The sequence below is a fragment of the Salinimonas profundi genome, assembly GCF_014750655.1.
Classification (GTDB): domain Bacteria; phylum Pseudomonadota; class Gammaproteobacteria; order Enterobacterales; family Alteromonadaceae; genus Alteromonas; species Alteromonas profundi_A.
Genome location: NZ_JABBXD010000013.1, coordinates 74,692 through 90,305, shown reverse-complemented (window position 1 = coordinate 90,305; position 15,614 = coordinate 74,692). Strand labels below are relative to the sequence as shown.

General features: G+C 43.8%; 14 protein-coding genes. 9 read left to right on the top strand and 5 right to left on the bottom strand.

The window, feature by feature from the left end:
• Nucleotides 1-1,060 precede the first annotated feature (1,060 nt).
• From HHX48_RS18995 to HHX48_RS16995, 4 genes are read left to right on the top strand one after another with little or no spacing between them, the layout of a single operon-like run.
• Nucleotides 1,061-1,183 (top strand): hypothetical protein, encoded by a 123-nt coding sequence (locus HHX48_RS18995; protein ID WP_263406973.1) that lies wholly within the window; start codon nucleotides 1,061-1,063, stop codon nucleotides 1,181-1,183.
• 23 nt (nucleotides 1,184-1,206) lie between these two features.
• Nucleotides 1,207-1,734, top strand: a complete 528-nt coding sequence (gene apt, locus HHX48_RS17005) for an adenine phosphoribosyltransferase (protein ID WP_191026530.1) — start codon at nucleotides 1,207-1,209, stop codon at nucleotides 1,732-1,734.
• Between the two features lie 25 nt (nucleotides 1,735-1,759).
• A complete protein-coding gene (dnaX, locus tag HHX48_RS17000; protein ID WP_191026529.1) occupies nucleotides 1,760-4,123 on the top strand; it encodes a DNA polymerase III subunit gamma/tau in 2,364 nt (787 codons plus the stop codon).
• A 29-nt stretch (nucleotides 4,124-4,152) separates the two neighbouring features.
• On the top strand, nucleotides 4,153-4,479 hold the full coding sequence (locus HHX48_RS16995; RefSeq protein WP_191026528.1) for a YbaB/EbfC family nucleoid-associated protein: 327 nt from the start codon (nucleotides 4,153-4,155) through the stop codon (nucleotides 4,477-4,479).
• A 383-nt stretch (nucleotides 4,480-4,862) separates the two neighbouring features.
• On the opposite strand, the gene HHX48_RS16990 is transcribed toward HHX48_RS16995, so the two are convergent.
• The 4 genes from HHX48_RS16990 to HHX48_RS16975 form a co-directional block, all read right to left on the bottom strand.
• Nucleotides 4,863-5,690, bottom strand: a complete 828-nt coding sequence (locus HHX48_RS16990; protein WP_191026527.1) for a toll/interleukin-1 receptor domain-containing protein — start codon at nucleotides 5,688-5,690, stop codon at nucleotides 4,863-4,865.
• 272 nt (nucleotides 5,691-5,962) lie between these two features.
• Nucleotides 5,963-7,255, bottom strand: coding sequence for a tyrosine-type recombinase/integrase (locus tag HHX48_RS16985; protein WP_191026526.1), 1,293 nt, complete (start codon nucleotides 7,253-7,255; stop codon nucleotides 5,963-5,965).
• Entirely contained in the window at nucleotides 7,255-7,512 is a 258-nt protein-coding gene (locus HHX48_RS16980) for a sigma-70 RNA polymerase sigma factor region 4 domain-containing protein (RefSeq protein WP_191026525.1), read from the bottom strand. The genes HHX48_RS16985 and HHX48_RS16980 overlap by 1 nt, the downstream gene beginning before the upstream one ends.
• A gap of 212 nt (nucleotides 7,513-7,724) precedes the next feature.
• Nucleotides 7,725-8,075 carry a hypothetical protein gene (locus tag HHX48_RS16975; RefSeq protein WP_191026524.1) on the bottom strand — a complete coding sequence of 117 codons (351 nt, stop codon included), beginning with the start codon at nucleotides 8,073-8,075 and terminating at the stop codon, nucleotides 7,725-7,727.
• 231 nt (nucleotides 8,076-8,306) lie between these two features.
• On the opposite strand from HHX48_RS16975, the gene HHX48_RS16970 reads away from it, so the two are divergent.
• The 4 genes from HHX48_RS16970 (at nucleotide 8,307) to HHX48_RS16955 (ending at nucleotide 10,285) form a co-directional block, all read left to right on the top strand.
• The gene (locus HHX48_RS16970; protein ID WP_191026523.1) at nucleotides 8,307-8,708 is read left to right on the top strand and encodes a hypothetical protein; all 402 of its coding nucleotides are present in this window, start codon (nucleotides 8,307-8,309) and stop codon (nucleotides 8,706-8,708) included.
• Between the two features lie 304 nt (nucleotides 8,709-9,012).
• Nucleotides 9,013-9,303 (top strand): type II toxin-antitoxin system HicA family toxin, encoded by a 291-nt coding sequence (locus HHX48_RS16965; RefSeq protein ID WP_191026522.1) that lies wholly within the window; start codon nucleotides 9,013-9,015, stop codon nucleotides 9,301-9,303.
• Complete coding sequence (locus HHX48_RS16960; RefSeq protein WP_191026521.1) at nucleotides 9,303-9,791, top strand: toxin-antitoxin system HicB family antitoxin; 489 nt, start codon at nucleotides 9,303-9,305, stop codon at nucleotides 9,789-9,791. The genes HHX48_RS16965 and HHX48_RS16960 overlap by 1 nt, the downstream gene beginning before the upstream one ends.
• A complete protein-coding gene (locus tag HHX48_RS16955; RefSeq protein WP_191026520.1) occupies nucleotides 9,788-10,285 on the top strand; it encodes a preprotein translocase subunit SecB in 498 nt (165 codons plus the stop codon). The genes HHX48_RS16960 and HHX48_RS16955 overlap by 4 nt, the downstream gene beginning before the upstream one ends.
• Before the next feature lie 756 nt (nucleotides 10,286-11,041).
• On the opposite strand, the gene HHX48_RS16950 is transcribed toward HHX48_RS16955, so the two are convergent.
• Nucleotides 11,042-12,016, bottom strand: coding sequence for a MarR family transcriptional regulator (locus tag HHX48_RS16950; RefSeq protein ID WP_191026519.1), 975 nt, complete (start codon nucleotides 12,014-12,016; stop codon nucleotides 11,042-11,044).
• A 1,116-nt stretch (nucleotides 12,017-13,132) separates the two neighbouring features.
• Between HHX48_RS16950 and hsdR the strand changes: the two genes are divergently transcribed.
• Nucleotides 13,133-15,577, top strand: a complete 2,445-nt coding sequence (gene hsdR, locus HHX48_RS16945) for an EcoAI/FtnUII family type I restriction enzme subunit R (RefSeq protein WP_191026518.1) — start codon at nucleotides 13,133-13,135, stop codon at nucleotides 15,575-15,577.
• The last annotated feature ends 37 nt before the right edge of the window (nucleotides 15,578-15,614 follow it).

Sequence of the window (15,614 nt, the reverse complement as noted above, 5' to 3'; positions counted from 1 at the left end):
GGCGATGGTAGTGTGGGGTCTCCCCATGTGAGAGTAGCACACCGCCAAGCTCCCATTCTACGAAGAAGCCCACTCAACCGAGTGGGCTTTTTTCGTTTCAGAAGTGCATGATTGCGCAGTACGCCTGCATTGCAATGCCTCACCATCAAAGCGTGCAGGCTGCGAGCGATGCACAGGCTCATACACAACAATTTATGCCTGGTGCAACGATGCGCTTACCCGCCTGCGGCCTGGCGCTCGTCTCTTTACGCATTATATCGCTGTAATTCGTCTGTCAGCGCAGAACAGTAACGTGGTTGCGAGCGTGGCACACTGTTTCATACCGGCTACGAAACACCCGTCCTTAAAAAAACTGATTTTCACAATAGCTATGCAGAAAGCGAGGCTTTGCATTTGGTGCTGGCTAACCTAACAACATCATTTTGCTATCAAGGTGGTCCTTTGACTCAAAACGCAGTGATTTGCTAATCTCAAAAAGTGCCTGCCATCTTGCCCTGGGCATTCGTAAAAAAGTCTGTAACAGCATATGCATGGAGCCATTCCCGAGACCACCGTCAGTTCATTACACCCGTTACGCTTTGTGATGCGTTAATCTGGTGAGCTATGTTCTAATATTATTCCTCAGCGTGACGTAATTATCATTGCACCTTTGATTAAGCATACTGATAGGTAACTGCCTGAGCACGCTAACGCTTATCCGTGTTAAAAATGCATGTAAAATGTCTTTCATATGAAAGTTTGGGCGTCATTTGGACTGAATCTGTAATTAGCTGAGATTGGGGATGTTCGCTGGATCAATCAGACACTGAGACCCCGCGCTTTAGTGTAACCAAATCATGCAATTCACCATCAGTATATATGCTGAGTGTCAGCTGTTTATCCGTTGAGTAAGAATAATTGTCCTTATTGCCCTATACTTGATTAGACGTTGCACACCTGCGTCAGCTGGTTATTCAAACTCCAAACAAGTTAAGGTAGCGACGGAAAGGCTGTCAATTTTGGGCATATTCGATTACCATTTACGCCCATTTTTTGTGAACAAAAATGTGAGGTATTCCACATGTCTGATGATAAAAACTTCAAAGAGCCCTATAGCGGTTGGTGGTTCCTTGCTTCTGTTGCTGTTCTGATTGCCATCTCTTGCATGCACATCATTACCGGCTGGTTCACGTTTTGGTTTTAACCAGCACATTATAAGGCGTTACCGTGACTGCTGAGTACATTAAATCAGTTGTAAAATCTGTGCCTGATTATCCCAAACCAGGCATTATTTTTAGAGATGTAACCAGTGTCTTAGAAGACCACAAGGCATTTAGTGCCTGTATTGCGTTACTCTTAGAAAAGTATAAAGACGTAAAATTTGACAAAGTCGCCGGGACCGAAGCCCGTGGTTTTTTATTCGGCGCGCCCCTGGCTATTGAGATGGGCGTAGGTTTTGTGCCTGTAAGAAAGCCCAATAAACTACCTCGCGAAGTTGTCAGCGAAAGTTATGAATTGGAGTATGGCACTGATACGCTGGAAATCCATAAAGACGCGATTGCCCCGGGCGACAATGTTTTGCTTATCGATGACTTATTAGCAACGGGCGGCACCATTGCTGCTTCAGCGGCACTTATCCGTCGATTAGGTGGTCACGTCGATCATGCAGGCTTTGTCATCGGCTTGCCCGAACTTGGTGGCGATAAAAAGTTATCCGACCTGGATATTCAAACCTATTCAATCTGTGAATATTAATCTGTAATACGGAGACCTTCAGTCAATGAGTTATCAGGTTCTAGCCCGAAAGTGGCGTCCCGGCCGTTTCTCAGAACTGGTGGGTCAGGAGCATGTAGTTAGCGCCATTGCGAACGCATTGGATAACGATCGTCTGCATCATGCTTATTTATTCACAGGGACACGTGGCGTTGGTAAAACCACCATCGCCAGGATTTTTTCCAAGAGTCTGAACTGTGAACAGGGAATGGGTTCTGAGCCATGCGGCCAATGCGAAACGTGTATTGAAATAGAACAGGGCCGCTATGTCGATTTACTTGAAATAGATGCGGCTTCCCGGACAAAAGTTGAAGATACCCGCGAGCTATTGGATAACGTTCAGTACAAGCCAACACGCGGAAAATTTAAAGTCTACCTCATTGATGAAGTCCATATGTTATCTAAGCATAGCTTTAATGCCTTGCTTAAAACATTGGAAGAGCCCCCGCCGCATGTGAAGTTTCTACTCGCGACCACCGACCCGCAGAAACTGCCTGTAACCATTTTGTCGCGCTGCCTGCAGTTTAACCTGAAAGCACTCTCCAGAGAGCAGATCAGCCAGCAACTTGCGTATGTGTTGGATCAGGAGTCAGTACCTTTTGAAACGTCGGCGCTGGCATTATTGGCAAGGGCTGCAAATGGCAGCATGCGAGATGCTTTGAGTCTTACCGATCAGGCGATCGCACAGGGCGATAATCAAGTTGTTGCGACGATTGTTACTGATATGCTTGGCCTGATGGATAAGCATCAGGTATTAAAGTTGCTTCTTCAGGTAATTAAAAAGTCGCCTCGTGATGTATTGCAAATTGTTGATGACATGGCTCAACAGTCTCCTGATTACAGTCAATTGTTGGCCGAGCTAAGCAGCTTACTTCATCAGATCGCATTAACCCAGTGGGTGCCGGACGCTTGTAAGCTTGAAACAACGTCAGCCAAAGCGATTTATCAGTTAGCTAAACAAGTCAGTGCGGAACAGGTTCAGCTCTTTTATCAGATAGCGCTGGAGGGCAGAAAGGATCTGCCGCATGCTGTTGACGGCAGGAGCGCCGTTGAGATGACATTACTTCGAATGATGTCATTTGCACCTGCACCAGGGGTAAAAGGTCCCGAGGATGTAATCGCTTCTCAACCGGTTACAGGTTCAGTGCATGAGCAGCTGTCAGAGCCTGCCAGTGAATCCACCTTTGATACCTCGGCAGAGTTCACTCAAAGTGAAGATGACACGGCTGCTAGCTCGCACGATCGCGCTGACTTTTCAGATGTGCAGAGCGAATCAGAAACGTCAGGCCGGGATCAGTCTGTTTCTGAGATGCGTGATGCTCCTTCTGTTACGGATGCCGAATTCGATGCAGGCCTTGCGCGTCAGATGGATGATATTGAACTGCAAGCTCAGGAATATCGTGCAGAAGAGGCGCTTTACGACAATGAGCCTGTATCCGAACAGTATATTGTCCAGAACGCTGACGAGCAGCACTCCTCTTCACTAGATCATCACTCAGATGAGAATGAGCCGAGTGGACTTAGCGCTACGCAGGAAATGCTCGCACTGCGTCAACGACTCAAGCGACAGCGTGAGGAGGACGCTGCTCAGACAAAAAAGCCTGAGCCGACCCAACCCTTCGTGCCACCACGGCGCGAGTCGCAAGGTGATCCCGGCGCGCGGGAAATTGAAAAATCCAACGAAGCCGATGGCGTGGCATCCAACTTTTCTGATTCAAACGACAGCTCATCTGCTTCTGAGCAGATAGAGAGTGCGCAGAACGATCTGCAGCCTCCATGGAGCATGGATGACGGCTATTCTGATATAGCGGATGAGAGCGAAGTTTTCATCGATGGTAAAGAAGCATTCGTGTCTGATCAGACAATACCCGAGGACGCAGAGAATCCTACGTCTGTTAATTCAATGGAAAATGTTTCTTCCCCCAGCCCGGAATTATCTGATAATAATGCATCCATTCAGCCGTACCTGAATGACAACATAAAGCTTACCGATGCAAATCAGATTGATAGCTGGAGCAATTTGATTTCACGGATGAACGTAGCAGGGTTGATCAAACAGATCGTTTTGCACTCTTCTTATGAGAAAAAAGATAGCAACATTATCCTTGAATTAGATGCAAGTCAGGCGCATCTATTAAACGATAATGCGATTGCACAGGTAAAACAGGCGTTGAGCACCGCACTGAATGAATCGATACAACTTGATATTCGGGTCGGGGAACCAGCACAGACACCGTTTTCTTTGCAGCAACAGATTAATGCGATGCGCCAGCAATATGCGCATCAGGTTGTGGGCAGCGACACTCTATTTACCTCACTCACTGACGCATTCAATGCCAGTGTTAAAGGTGACACAGTCAAAGCTCGCTGAGTAAAATTTAAAATATAAAGGTGAATCACATGTTTAAAGGCGGAATGGGAAATATCATGAAGCAGGCGCAGGAAATGCAGGAGCGCATGCAAAAGATGCAGGAAGAGCTGGCTGAAGTCGAAGTGACCGGTCAGGCTGGTGCTGGTATGGTGAAAGTAACGATGACCTGTAACCATAATGTGCGTCGTGTAGAAGTTGACGACTCATTAATGGATGATGATAAAGATATGCTGGAAGACCTTACAGCCGCTGCATTTAACGATGCTGTTCGCCGCGTCCAGGAAACCAGCAAAGAGAAAATGGGTGATGTAACTGGCGGCATGCCATTACCACCCGGCTTCAAAATGCCGTTTTAGGCTAAAGCCCTTGGATTTACTGGCCTCTAGCGGTTTAAAAAGTGATGGGGTTAAGCAGGGGGCAAGTGATATATGCAAAAAAACTCTGGCTAATCCAGAGTTTTTTTGTATTGATCTGACAAGTAATTGCCTTTTTAATCATTTAATACTGTTGTGAGCAGGACTCTGGGATATTCAACTTATTGTGGGTGATATAGTTTCATCAAAGGTAATAGCTTACCCGTTGTCTTAATCCACGTACTACATCTCATATCGTGCTTAACCTACCTAGCCCCTCTTAGTCAGTTACTGTTGCTCAATACTCAATAGAGGTAGGACAATAATACTCTTGTAGAGGCATTGACATAAACTAGGTTTACCGTCTTTTCGCTTATAGGTATCGGTTAAGTGGATTCCACAACCTTTACTGCTGGGGCAATTTTTAAAGCAACAGCTTCTGTAGATTGATCTAAATCGATAATAAATCCTGCCAGGTCTGGAAGGATTCCGCTGTATTCTCTTACGTCTTCAAAAGTGCAGCCATTTAGGACGGGGATAAGAGTTTCTTTATTCAGAAGTACCCCAAGCTCTCTCTCAGTCCAGAATCTACCAGCTAAATAGGCTGGGGTCAGAAGTGCAATTCCAGCTCTTGCTTTTTTTAATCCTGCATCCATCTGAAGAGACTGACTTTTTCCAGGGATGATAGCAACTTCGTCAAACCAAACAGAAACTCCTAGTTTTTCAAGCTCGTCCTTCAACTTAGATGCAGTCTCATAACCATCAATCTTCGCGTAACTTAGGAAAACATCATATTCTCGGGAGTCAGCCTTAGAAACAGCTTCATAGACTCTGTCAGCTAGATTCTCCTCTATTTGACTATAACTTATACTGCTAGAGGGGTTTCTCAGTTGCCTTTTTATATCGGCAAGCAACTTTGCACTATCACTGTTACTCTGGTTGTTGACTCGATTAACTTCTGTATTAAAACGTTGAACTTTCTGCAAATTTGCTTTGTTTTGCAGTTCGACATTCTTGTTATAATTATTAACCGCTCTTACTTGCGCCTGGTTAGCTGAGTTAACTCTCCTGACTTCGCGGTTATAATCATCGACAGCTTTCTTATTTTCTCGAACAACTTTTCGATTATGTTGATCTATTCTCCTCTGCTGCTCTCTAGCCGCTCGTTCTAATTTCTGTTGGATCTGACGCATAATCTGGGCTTGTGACGGCATAATGTGCTCTTTGGATGTTTTATGAACAGTTATGCTGAGTTTAAAGATAAACTTTATTTAAGTCCATTGAGAACTGTATATAAACACATGTTTAGTGGATGTTCGTGAGATAAATAAGCACAAATTGTGTGCTCATCACTCTTAGCAGACTATTATTTTTCCGATTATGAGCGTCTGCTATTCGCATTTTATACTACAAAGGCTTGAGGGGCGGCTGGTATGCTATCAAAACAAAAAGAGCTATATTTGATGCATAGCTCCTCTAAAATCTATCAGCGATATTCTTGCCCTAACTTTTTTGCCAACTGGGCTATATAGTCAGGGTTGTCTTCAGGTATCCACTTTCCGTATATCGTCGCTATCATATTTGTATTCGCATGGCCCATTTGACTTGCTAGCCAAGCTTCGTTACATCCTGCTGTAAGCATCCTACTCGCATATGTATGTCGAAGTTGATAAGCAGCGCGGTAAGAGACACCTGCTTCTCTCAACCACTTTTCCCATTGCTTTGGAGCAGTTGTAAGTTCTGGCCTTTTGTAAGGCTGATTAGCTCTTCCTAAGAAGACTCTTCGTCTTTTGACGATATCAAATTTGCCGTACTTGTAATGAATTTTATCAGTTACTGGCGGAAGAGCTGCCGACCCATCCTTCATTTCTTCTAGCACCGCTAATGCTGCTGGAAGAAGTTCTACTACACGGTAGCCGCTTTTGGTTTTTGGCGGTTTTAGCTTTCCTTTTCTCGTGAGATTGTATTTAACAGTAATTCTCTTGTTTTCCAAATCAACGTCCTCCCATGCCAGCGCCTTAAGTTCACCATGCCGAAGTCCTGTCCAGGCTAGGAATTTAACCATCTGTCTAACTGATGGGACATGGATTTTGGCGAGCAGGCAGTCTAGTTCAGCCACTGTGAAAGGCTTAACGTAACGATCATAATACTCTAAATTAAGGTCGTCCTTCTTCAACTGAGGTACTAATCTCATAGGGTTTTCTTTCAGGTGACCTTCTTCAACGGCATAATCTAGCACTCTTCGTAGCGTACTGCTGTACTCGTTTACTGTAGTTACTGTGCAACCAGCAAACTTCGTTTTGCTATTGCCTTGTACACTCTTTTTTCTTAGGTCTTTCAGGACGGTCTTAGTAATATGTCCAAGTGGCTTCAAGGCGAGTTTGTAGTGCGAGAGCCAATTAAGAGCTGTATTAAGTTTCTCAGTAATTGAGTCGGAGAGTACCGAATCATTTTCTTCAACATAGTTTTTGAAGCAAGCTTCTACAGTGATCGGCGAGCCTGGGTTACGAGCATTAGTGGGGAAATGCTTAGACCAAAACTCTTCCTCATCATATTTAAACAAGCCATTTGCGATGTCCTGTTTTATGTTACGCAGCGTGTTAATAGCAATCTCAATATTATCCAAGTTTGGCGGATAGCCAAGCGACTTTCGAGTATGTCGAAGTTGACCTGGAAGCTTAAATTGCAAACGTAGGCTGCCATTGTGGATTGATACCCCTTTGGCTGCGTCTAATGCGACTTTAATAGGGTCATTCTCGTTAGTTAGGGCCTGAGACATCACATATACTTCCTAAAATTTGCTACGTTTACAGAGATGGCGTGACCTTTGTCAGCCTGCTTCCACACTTTGCCCTCTGGCATCGGCTTCTTCGTGCTTTTCACCCGCTGACGAACTGCACTTACGCTTTTATTTAGTTCAGCTGCGGCTTCTTCCAAAGTTAGCCACTGATTTTGTGGCTTTTTGAGCTTCGCAAGCTCATTCTCCAGGAAAGCGATCTTATTCAGAATCCATTCGATTTTTTCAGGGTTGTCCATTACCTCAGCGATATTTACACTAGTTAGGTTGGTCAAGGCTTTTTTCTCTTTGTTTATAAAACTGATATCAGGTTACAAAAAAAAAAAAATTTTCAGAAAAATTACATGCTTTTGTGTATGCCTTTTAGCTATATGTGGTTGGTTTACTGGCATAAGGAGCTTTAGAGTTTTCTGTCAGTCGTATACCGGAATTTCGCACTCAACCCTTGCTTTCAATATTCATCAAAACCACTGTCCCAGGAGCTGTCAAAGCTGTCTAACATAAGGTCGCTCGAAGTGTCGCATTCAAATATGTTTTCTGAATGTGAATGAAGCGAGTCGCAACTTAACGAGTCGCTTAAATGATCATCAAAGTCTTGAAAGCTGCATGAAGAGGTTTGTTCATCTGTAAAATCAGTACCGAGCGGATTGCCCGCTACATCTATCGTCGAGCCTTTCAACATGGGCAGGCCTGTCGCTGGGTTTACTGTCGCTAAATCTTGTGTCTCAGTGTCTTCTGTATTTGGAGATGGAATTACTTCAACATCGCAATGATCGAAAAGTGTTTTTGAAAGCAGTGTCATATTTTCCTCGATTAATTCGTATTTCCACCACTAGAAATTTACGGAAAAATCTGCTAGTTTCAATTTCATTGACTGCGTTAGCTCAGCAGCAATGTGATTGCCAAATCGATTTGTTTCACCTCCCAAATATTCCGTTTTTTAATGCTTCATTCAATATGTGGCGTTAGCTTTTCATAAAATCCCCTTGACGAGTGACTAGTTAGTTCTGAGGTTTACTATCAGGACTTATAAATGAGCAACAAGACAAATACACGTGATCTGAATATCAGGTTTATTCATCAATTTAAGCGTTCAACCAGAACTGAGTGGCCGGATAGATTCCGTCTTTGTTGGTTCTTTGACCCAGATACTCTCGATTATATTTACGAGCATAAGAACGAACATTTCATCACAAATGGTTTTGTTCTGTCAGATGCTCTAGTGAAGCAGCTGCCGGAGGGGTTTCAAAAGAAGTATTTTGAACCCCATGAGAGATGTTTGTTGTTTTTGCTATTCGAGATTCAAATCGTCAATTTCATCAACTCTGACGTTGTAGGTTCTGACGAATTTGAGAATACGTTTGGAGTCTCAAAAAATCGGTACTTTTCTACTGAAGCTATTGATGAGTGGACTGAACAGATCGAACTACTTTAGGGCTGCTTTGCAGCCCTTTTTTCATTTTTAAGGATGGGGCAGGAGGCGAGCGTATCTTAACCTTTCTGATACTTTACGTGCAAAGTGCAATGACTTGGCCTGAAGCTATGTGGGGATGACTGTGAGAAATAGCATTCATTCTTCATTTATCATAATATTACACTCGTGCAACCTATCAGAATTCTGAAAATTCAATTGCTTAGATAATATTCACCAATGGTAACTTCGACAAAAAAGTCATAGAAAATAAAAAAAGGGAGTGAAACTTTGAATTTTTTGAACGTGACACTATATATGGTGTCAAATGAGTGCTAAGCTTTACACAGAAGTCGTCGATACATTGAGGCAACGTAAAACCAATCTGTGTTGTAATGATGTTAAGGACTTACTTCATCAATTAGGCTTTGAAGTGAGGGATGGCAAGCGTGGAGGCCACAAAGTGTTTACACATGACGGGCTGCCTTCCTTCACCAGTGGCTCGTTCAATTGCGGGCATGGGAAAAATCCTGAAATTAAGCCAGCTTACATAACAAAAATAATAAGGACGCTTCAGATATATGAAGCTGAGCTGTCGCAGTACCTGTCGGAGAGATAATGATGGATGCAATGCAATACAATATTACAGTTCGCAAAGGCATGTTTGACGGAGAGACCTGTTTTGAGGCTAGAGTCGCAGAGTTACCTGATGTTGCCGAATACGGTGATACGTACGAAGAGGCTTATGAGCTGGCACTAGACTCTATTGAAACTACAGCGGCAATTTTCGCTGAAAAAGGTAAACAAATGCCTGCTCCCATCGTCTCAGCAGAAGACTTCAGCGGCCGTGTCACTTTGCGTTTAGCAAAGACTCTTCACCGTTCTTTGGCTTCGGTAGCCGACCAAGAAGGGGTTAGCTTAAATCAGCACATGGTAAATGTTTTGAGTTATTATTCAGGTTACTGCCAGGGGCAAGTATCTACCCAGCAAACAAAAGGATACTGGGCGACTTCAGCCCATTACAAAGCACCTACAAAATCTGGTGCAAGGCCAAAGTTAAGAGTAGTTTCAACTTCGTCACCTCAGCAGCAAGTAGGGTACTCATGAGTCAGGCGTTAAAGGAAGCAATAAAGTCGCTTGTAATACAGGATATTTATCTGCGTAACAGCAATACTATTGTCACTGATAGCTTTGAGCCAAAATACCACGAGAAGCAAGATTCATTTGGTTTGCAATTTAAACATCTGGTGGAAAAGGCTGAGGTTTTAGAATTAGAGTCAGACCAGGGTGTGCAACAAAACCTTTTGCGCGTGTTTTTGGATGTAGGTTTTCGTTTGGTCGATTCAGAAGCTCCTAGTGAGGAAGGATCTGAAGAGGAATTCTACGTTCAAGTGGAAGCCCAATATGTTGCTGAATATACGATGAAATCTGAATTGTCGAAGCGAGCTATTGATGAGTTTGCGCTAGAAAACGTTAGCTACCATGTTTGGCCTTTCTGGCGAGAGTATATAAGTAGTCAATGTACAAGAATTAATTTACCAAAAATTATTCTTCCAACAAAACAGCTCGCATCAAATCGACAAATGACTTCTTGTGATTAGATTTCTTTTTCTTAAAGTTTCGACGTAAGTATTTAACCAGTTCAGCAGCTAACAAATAAAAAAGCACCCCTAGAGGGGTGCTCAATATCATTCGCTTTCCACTTTTCGCATGGCAAATAGCGCAATCAATCCCAGTACAAGTGCTACTCCAATGCATCCAAACGATATCAGGAATAACCTGTTTGATAGCGATTGATATCTAATATACTCTGGATAACCTAGCATTAGAAATGCTGCGTTCCAAAGTGTATTGAGAGTTGCAATCGCTACTATAGCGTTGCTCAGAGACATCCACTTTTCGCTAATTTTTAGGCACGCAGTGAAAAGGCTTTCATAGTATATTCTCATTTAAAGTTTCTCCTAGTTAGTCCTGTTAGTAACTAGGAGTTCAGATGGGAAATTATTGAGTCACTCGACATCTATCGTAAAGCATATGTAAACCCCTCCCAAAAAAGCGGCATACCTTTCTAGAATTCTTCGGCGTAAACTGAAAAATTTACCTGAGCCAGTAACTATGTAAAGTCGAATGCAGAACCACAGTTTCATCTTTCTAAGCCATATATCTCCTCTGTTATATGGGAATAATATTGAAAGCTCAGTAAACCTCCTCTGTGCTTTTGCCTTGGTTCGCTGCCTGCGGGAGGAGCAGGTAGTAGGCAGTAGACATTGGTCATCGTGACTGGTGTTAACTGTCGAAGCTAAGTAGGACAAAAAAAGGGAGCCGTCAGGCTCCCAATAGGTCAGTCAGGCACCGTCTCAATCAATTATTCCCAAAACTTTACCCGCTTCAATGAACCCTTCGCGACGAATTTCCGCGACTCTATCACCACTCGAACGCACCAACTTTTCGATTTCTTCAAGATGATGCAAATATGTGTCTTTTCTAACTAGTTCGAGCTTGTCGTCGCCCAGTTGTCTTTTGCTGTTAAACATCAACTCATAGATGGTATTACAGTCTGCTGGCTTATACTTTATTCGGCTTGCTATAAGTTGTTGCTGGTCTGCGGAAAACGACGACTTATGAGCAGCAAACAGCCTTGCGTGAGCTTTTTCAATTTGTGTCAAATAGCGCTGGCGGTGGCTGTACATGTAGACAAATTCATACAAACCGTCATTACTTTCAAGCTCTTCCAGGTACTTGCTGATTATCTTCTTCCGAATGTCCCCGTTCGATTTATTCTTCGCGTTTGAAGTCTCCATTTCAATCGCGACATTGCAGTGAGTATCAGCATCAACCACTAATGCATCTACAAGTCGCGGGTCGTTTCCCCTAAGCTTAAGTTGAACGGCAAGGTCTCGTTCTGTCGCAAACCCATTAATTTTTTGAGCCTTTGCTAAGTCTAAAACCACAATTTGAACTGAAAGATCATGAATAAGGTTTCTTTCGTTAACTCGGCTGAAATCTGAGCGAAGATGCAACTCGCGATTCAGCAAAAATTCTGCTTTTCTTATTCCTTGCGACGTAAGAAGAATGAAGCCCCGATCTGTATTTGCAAAAGATGGATGTACTGCAAGAAGGCCTTTCTTCTTCATTCTATTGACGAGTTTATTAACCCCTTCGCGAGTAAGTCCTAAATGCCTCTGGATAACGGTTTTACTCGATAAGCCAAAAGCGCCAACGATTGCAATTACAGCATCTTCTCTGAGTGACCCGAGAGTTCCTGGGTCACTCGGGTTCGCGATGCAGATGTATGACATTGAAGTCTCAATAGCTCTTTCTATGTAATTCATTTCTTCTCCTGTTTTGAATTCAGAAGTACATAGATGCGCCATACGAGAAATAAGCCTGGTTTGGCATGATGCCCTGCATCCTACCGAAGCTTCGCCACGCTAAGCACTTTGCTTAGCTTTTGCGGCTTTCTGACGAAAACCACATACAACTTCGTTGTAGCAACTCTTCTGAAAGCCAGAGTGGACGCGACTCGTCGCTACTCTGGCACTTGTCGCTTTGCGACAGCGACAGAAGCGTTGCTCGGAGTCAGCTACCGCTGATTAACCACTATTTTCCCCGTCCTCTGCTCGGGGAAAGCGTCGCGAGGAATACCACGCTCGCAGTGTTCACAACGTAGTTGTGAAGGTTGCAAATTATTGCTGTACAATACTTTGCAAGTTTGCTATGGCAAACGAAAACAGTGGTTAATCTGCGATGCTGACTCCGGCTCCATGAACTATCGTGTTTCACACGACACTCCATTTCGCAGTCGTTGTTGAGCGTCGCTCAAGCTGTTTTACATAATCGTACCGATGATGTTGTTTGCATCTTCGATGAGAGCGAAAAGCAAGTTAAGAGTGGTGATGGGCAATCAACTGGAACAAAAAAAAAGAGCACCCAGCGGGTGCTCCAAGGACATTCTATTTTTTCCTCAACCTTGCACTTTGCAAATGACAGGCAAGTGATAATAAATAGATCAGTAAAATTAGCATATAGCCTCTTACTCCGGTAAACGGATAACTCTCTGCAACTTCGAATTGCGTTATCAGCTGTACAACAAAAATCACACACAGAATGTCGCCAATCGTCATCAGTTGTGAGCTAAGTACGTCAAACAATGCACTAAAAAATTGCCGCTTACATTTCATGAAGTTCTCCTTTTATGTCTTCAGCCTTAAAAAGGGCCGCTCGTGGAGAACTTTCTGTATTGACGACGTAGGTGCAGATCTCAGTAGCCTTTCAAAATGACATCTACTTGGCATTCTGGTACTTTTACAACTGAACTAACGCCGCGACCAGGCTCGATAAAAGAACAATAAATTAAGGATTGATAGTTCATACGTAAAGGACTCGTGTTCCCTCCTAGTTTAGATAAGTCTGAACCAGTCCTTGGTATGAGTAGCATCGAGGTAACCATGAGTTCAGTGAACAAAAAAGCGCTATCAGAAACGGACATCATTTCTAAGTTCATCATGCCTGCTGTGAAAGAAGCGGGGTGGGATGATATGACCCAAATCCGGCAGGAAGTGAAACTGCGGGACGGGAAAGTTGTGGTACGCGGAATGGTCGCAGCCCGCAAAAAAGTGAAGTCCGCTGACATTGTGCTGTACCACAAGCCATCGATCCCCTTAGCTGTTATAGAGGCGAAAGCCAACAAACACGAAGTTGGTAAGGGAATGCAGCAGGGGCTGGATTACGCAAAGCTTCTCGACGTGCCTTTTGTGTTCGCAAGCAATGGTGACGGTTTCATTTTTCACGACAAAACAAGTCCGCAGCGACTTGAAACCGAAATTAGACTAGAAGATTTCCCAACGCCTGCACAGCTGTGGGCGAAATACTGCGCATACAAAGGGTATAAAGATTCACAATTACCCATTATTACGCAGGACTACTATGACGATGGCTCCGGCAAATCCCCACGCTATTATCAGTTACAAGCAATCAATAAAACTGTAGAAGCAGTTTCCTCAGGCAAAGACAGGATATTGCTGGTGATGGCGACGGGTACAGGGAAAACCTACACCGCGTTTCAAATCATTTGGCGGCTATGGAAAGCGAAGGCCAAAAAGCGAATCCTGTTTCTGGCTGATCGAAATGTGTTAGTCGATCAAACCCGTATTAATGACTTTCAGCCTTTTGGTCAGGCAATGACAAAGATAATGGGCAGAAAAGTCGATCCGGCATACGAAGTCCACCTAGCGCTCTATCAAGCCTTAACTGGCCCCGATGAAAGTCAAAAAGCCTATAAGCAGGTCGATCCTGATTTCTTCGATCTTATCGTTATTGATGAGTGTCACAGGGGAAGCGCATCAGAGGAAAGTGCCTGGCGTGAGATCCTTGAATACTTTAATACCGCTACTCAAATTGGTTTAACGGCAACACCGAAAGAGACAGACGAGGTATCGAATATAGATTACTTCGGCGATCCCGTTTATATGTACTCATTAAAAGAGGGTATTGAAGACGGCTTCTTAGCTCCTTACAAAGTGGTACGTGTCGATCTGGATATCGACCTGCAAGGGTGGCGGCCTACGAAAGGGCTGATAGATAAGCATGGGCATGAGGTGGATGATCGTATCTATAACCAGAAAGATTTTGATCGCACCTTGGTTATTGATGAGCGTACGCAGTTAGTAGCAGAGACCATCACCAACTACCTGAAGCGAACCGATCCTCTGGCAAAGACGATTGTTTTCTGTAATGACATTGATCATGCAGAACGTATGCGAAGAGCGCTAATTAACTGCAACCCAGAGCAGTACGCTAAAAATGATAAGTACGTGATGAAAATCACGGGTGACGACGCTGTAGGGAAAGCGCAGCTCGATAACTTCATAAACCCTAAACGTACTTATCCAGTTATTGCCACAACCTCCGAATTAATGACAACAGGGGTTGATGCCAAAACTTGTAAGCTCGTTGTGCTTGACCAAAACATCCAGAGCATGACCAAGTTCAAGCAGATCATCGGCAGGGGAACACGCATCGACGATAAATTTGGCAAGCTCTGGTTTACCATTTTGGATTTCAAAAAAGCCACTGAACTATTTGCCGATGAACGCTTCGACGGCATCCCTGAGAAAGTTATTAGCACCAGACCTAGTGATATCAATGATGACGATTCTGACTTTGACGACATTATTGAAGGCCATGTGAGTGAGGATGAAGAAACCCCTTCTTCAAATGAAACTGATTTCAACAGCGGTGATAGGGAGTTTGATTTTCCTGAAGACGATGGTAGTCCACAGACAGGCTGGGACGATGAGGAAGAAACTACCGTTACCAAGTATCACGTCAATGGGGTTGCAGTAAAGAAGGTGGGCGAACGGGTTCAGTATTACGATGAGGATGGCAAACTCGTCACAGAATCGTTTAAAGACTACACCAAAAAAACACTAACCAAGTCGTTTGCGTCTCTTGATGAATTTATCAAGCGCTGGAATAGCTCTGAGCGCAAGCAAGCCATCATCGATGAATTGGAGTCTGAAGGCATTATTTGGGAAGTCCTTGAAGCCGAAGTCGGGAAAGAATTAGACCCATTTGATATGATATGCCACGTTGTTTTCGACCAGCCTCCGCTAACGCGCAAAGAACGCGCAAACAATGTTAAAAAGCGCAATTACTTCAATAAGTACAGCGAAATGGCGCAGGCCGTTTTGAACGAACTGTTGAATAAATATAGTGATGAGGGCGTAGAAGCCTTGGAAAGCAAAGACGCCCTTAAAACAGGTAAAGTTGTAGAATTCGGACGTCCCATCGAAATTGCTAAAAAAGGTTTTGGTGGCAAAAAAGAATATGAAGCCGCTATCGCCGAGTTGGAAAAAGCCATCTACGACACCACGCCCGATAAATCAGCCTGAGCACCGCTCTGGCCGAGTAGTAAAGAATCAGAGAATA

What these genes read in the sequence shown, in the direction of transcription:
- HHX48_RS18995 (WP_263406973.1), top strand. Translation starts at nt 1,061, where the DNA reads ATGTCTGATGATAAAAACTTCAAAGAGCCCTATAGCGGTTGGTGGTTC.
- dnaX (WP_191026529.1), top strand. Translation starts at nt 1,760, where the DNA reads ATGAGTTATCAGGTTCTAGCCCGAAAGTGGCGTCCCGGCCGTTTCTCA.
- HHX48_RS16995 (WP_191026528.1), top strand. Translation starts at nt 4,153, where the DNA reads ATGTTTAAAGGCGGAATGGGAAATATCATGAAGCAGGCGCAGGAAATG.
- HHX48_RS16990 (WP_191026527.1), bottom strand. Translation starts at nt 5,690, where the DNA reads ATGCCGTCACAAGCCCAGATTATGCGTCAGATCCAACAGAAATTAGAA.
- HHX48_RS16985 (WP_191026526.1), bottom strand. Translation starts at nt 7,255, where the DNA reads ATGTCTCAGGCCCTAACTAACGAGAATGACCCTATTAAAGTCGCATTA.
- HHX48_RS16980 (WP_191026525.1), bottom strand. Translation starts at nt 7,512, where the DNA reads ATGGACAACCCTGAAAAAATCGAATGGATTCTGAATAAGATCGCTTTC.
- HHX48_RS16975 (WP_191026524.1), bottom strand. Translation starts at nt 8,075, where the DNA reads ATGACACTGCTTTCAAAAACACTTTTCGATCATTGCGATGTTGAAGTA.
- HHX48_RS16970 (WP_191026523.1), top strand. Translation starts at nt 8,307, where the DNA reads ATGAGCAACAAGACAAATACACGTGATCTGAATATCAGGTTTATTCAT.
- HHX48_RS16965 (WP_191026522.1), top strand. Translation starts at nt 9,013, where the DNA reads ATGAGTGCTAAGCTTTACACAGAAGTCGTCGATACATTGAGGCAACGT.
- HHX48_RS16960 (WP_191026521.1), top strand. Translation starts at nt 9,303, where the DNA reads ATGATGGATGCAATGCAATACAATATTACAGTTCGCAAAGGCATGTTT.
- HHX48_RS16955 (WP_191026520.1), top strand. Translation starts at nt 9,788, where the DNA reads ATGAGTCAGGCGTTAAAGGAAGCAATAAAGTCGCTTGTAATACAGGAT.
- HHX48_RS16950 (WP_191026519.1), bottom strand. Translation starts at nt 12,016, where the DNA reads ATGAATTACATAGAAAGAGCTATTGAGACTTCAATGTCATACATCTGC.
- hsdR (WP_191026518.1), top strand. Translation starts at nt 13,133, where the DNA reads ATGAGTTCAGTGAACAAAAAAGCGCTATCAGAAACGGACATCATTTCT.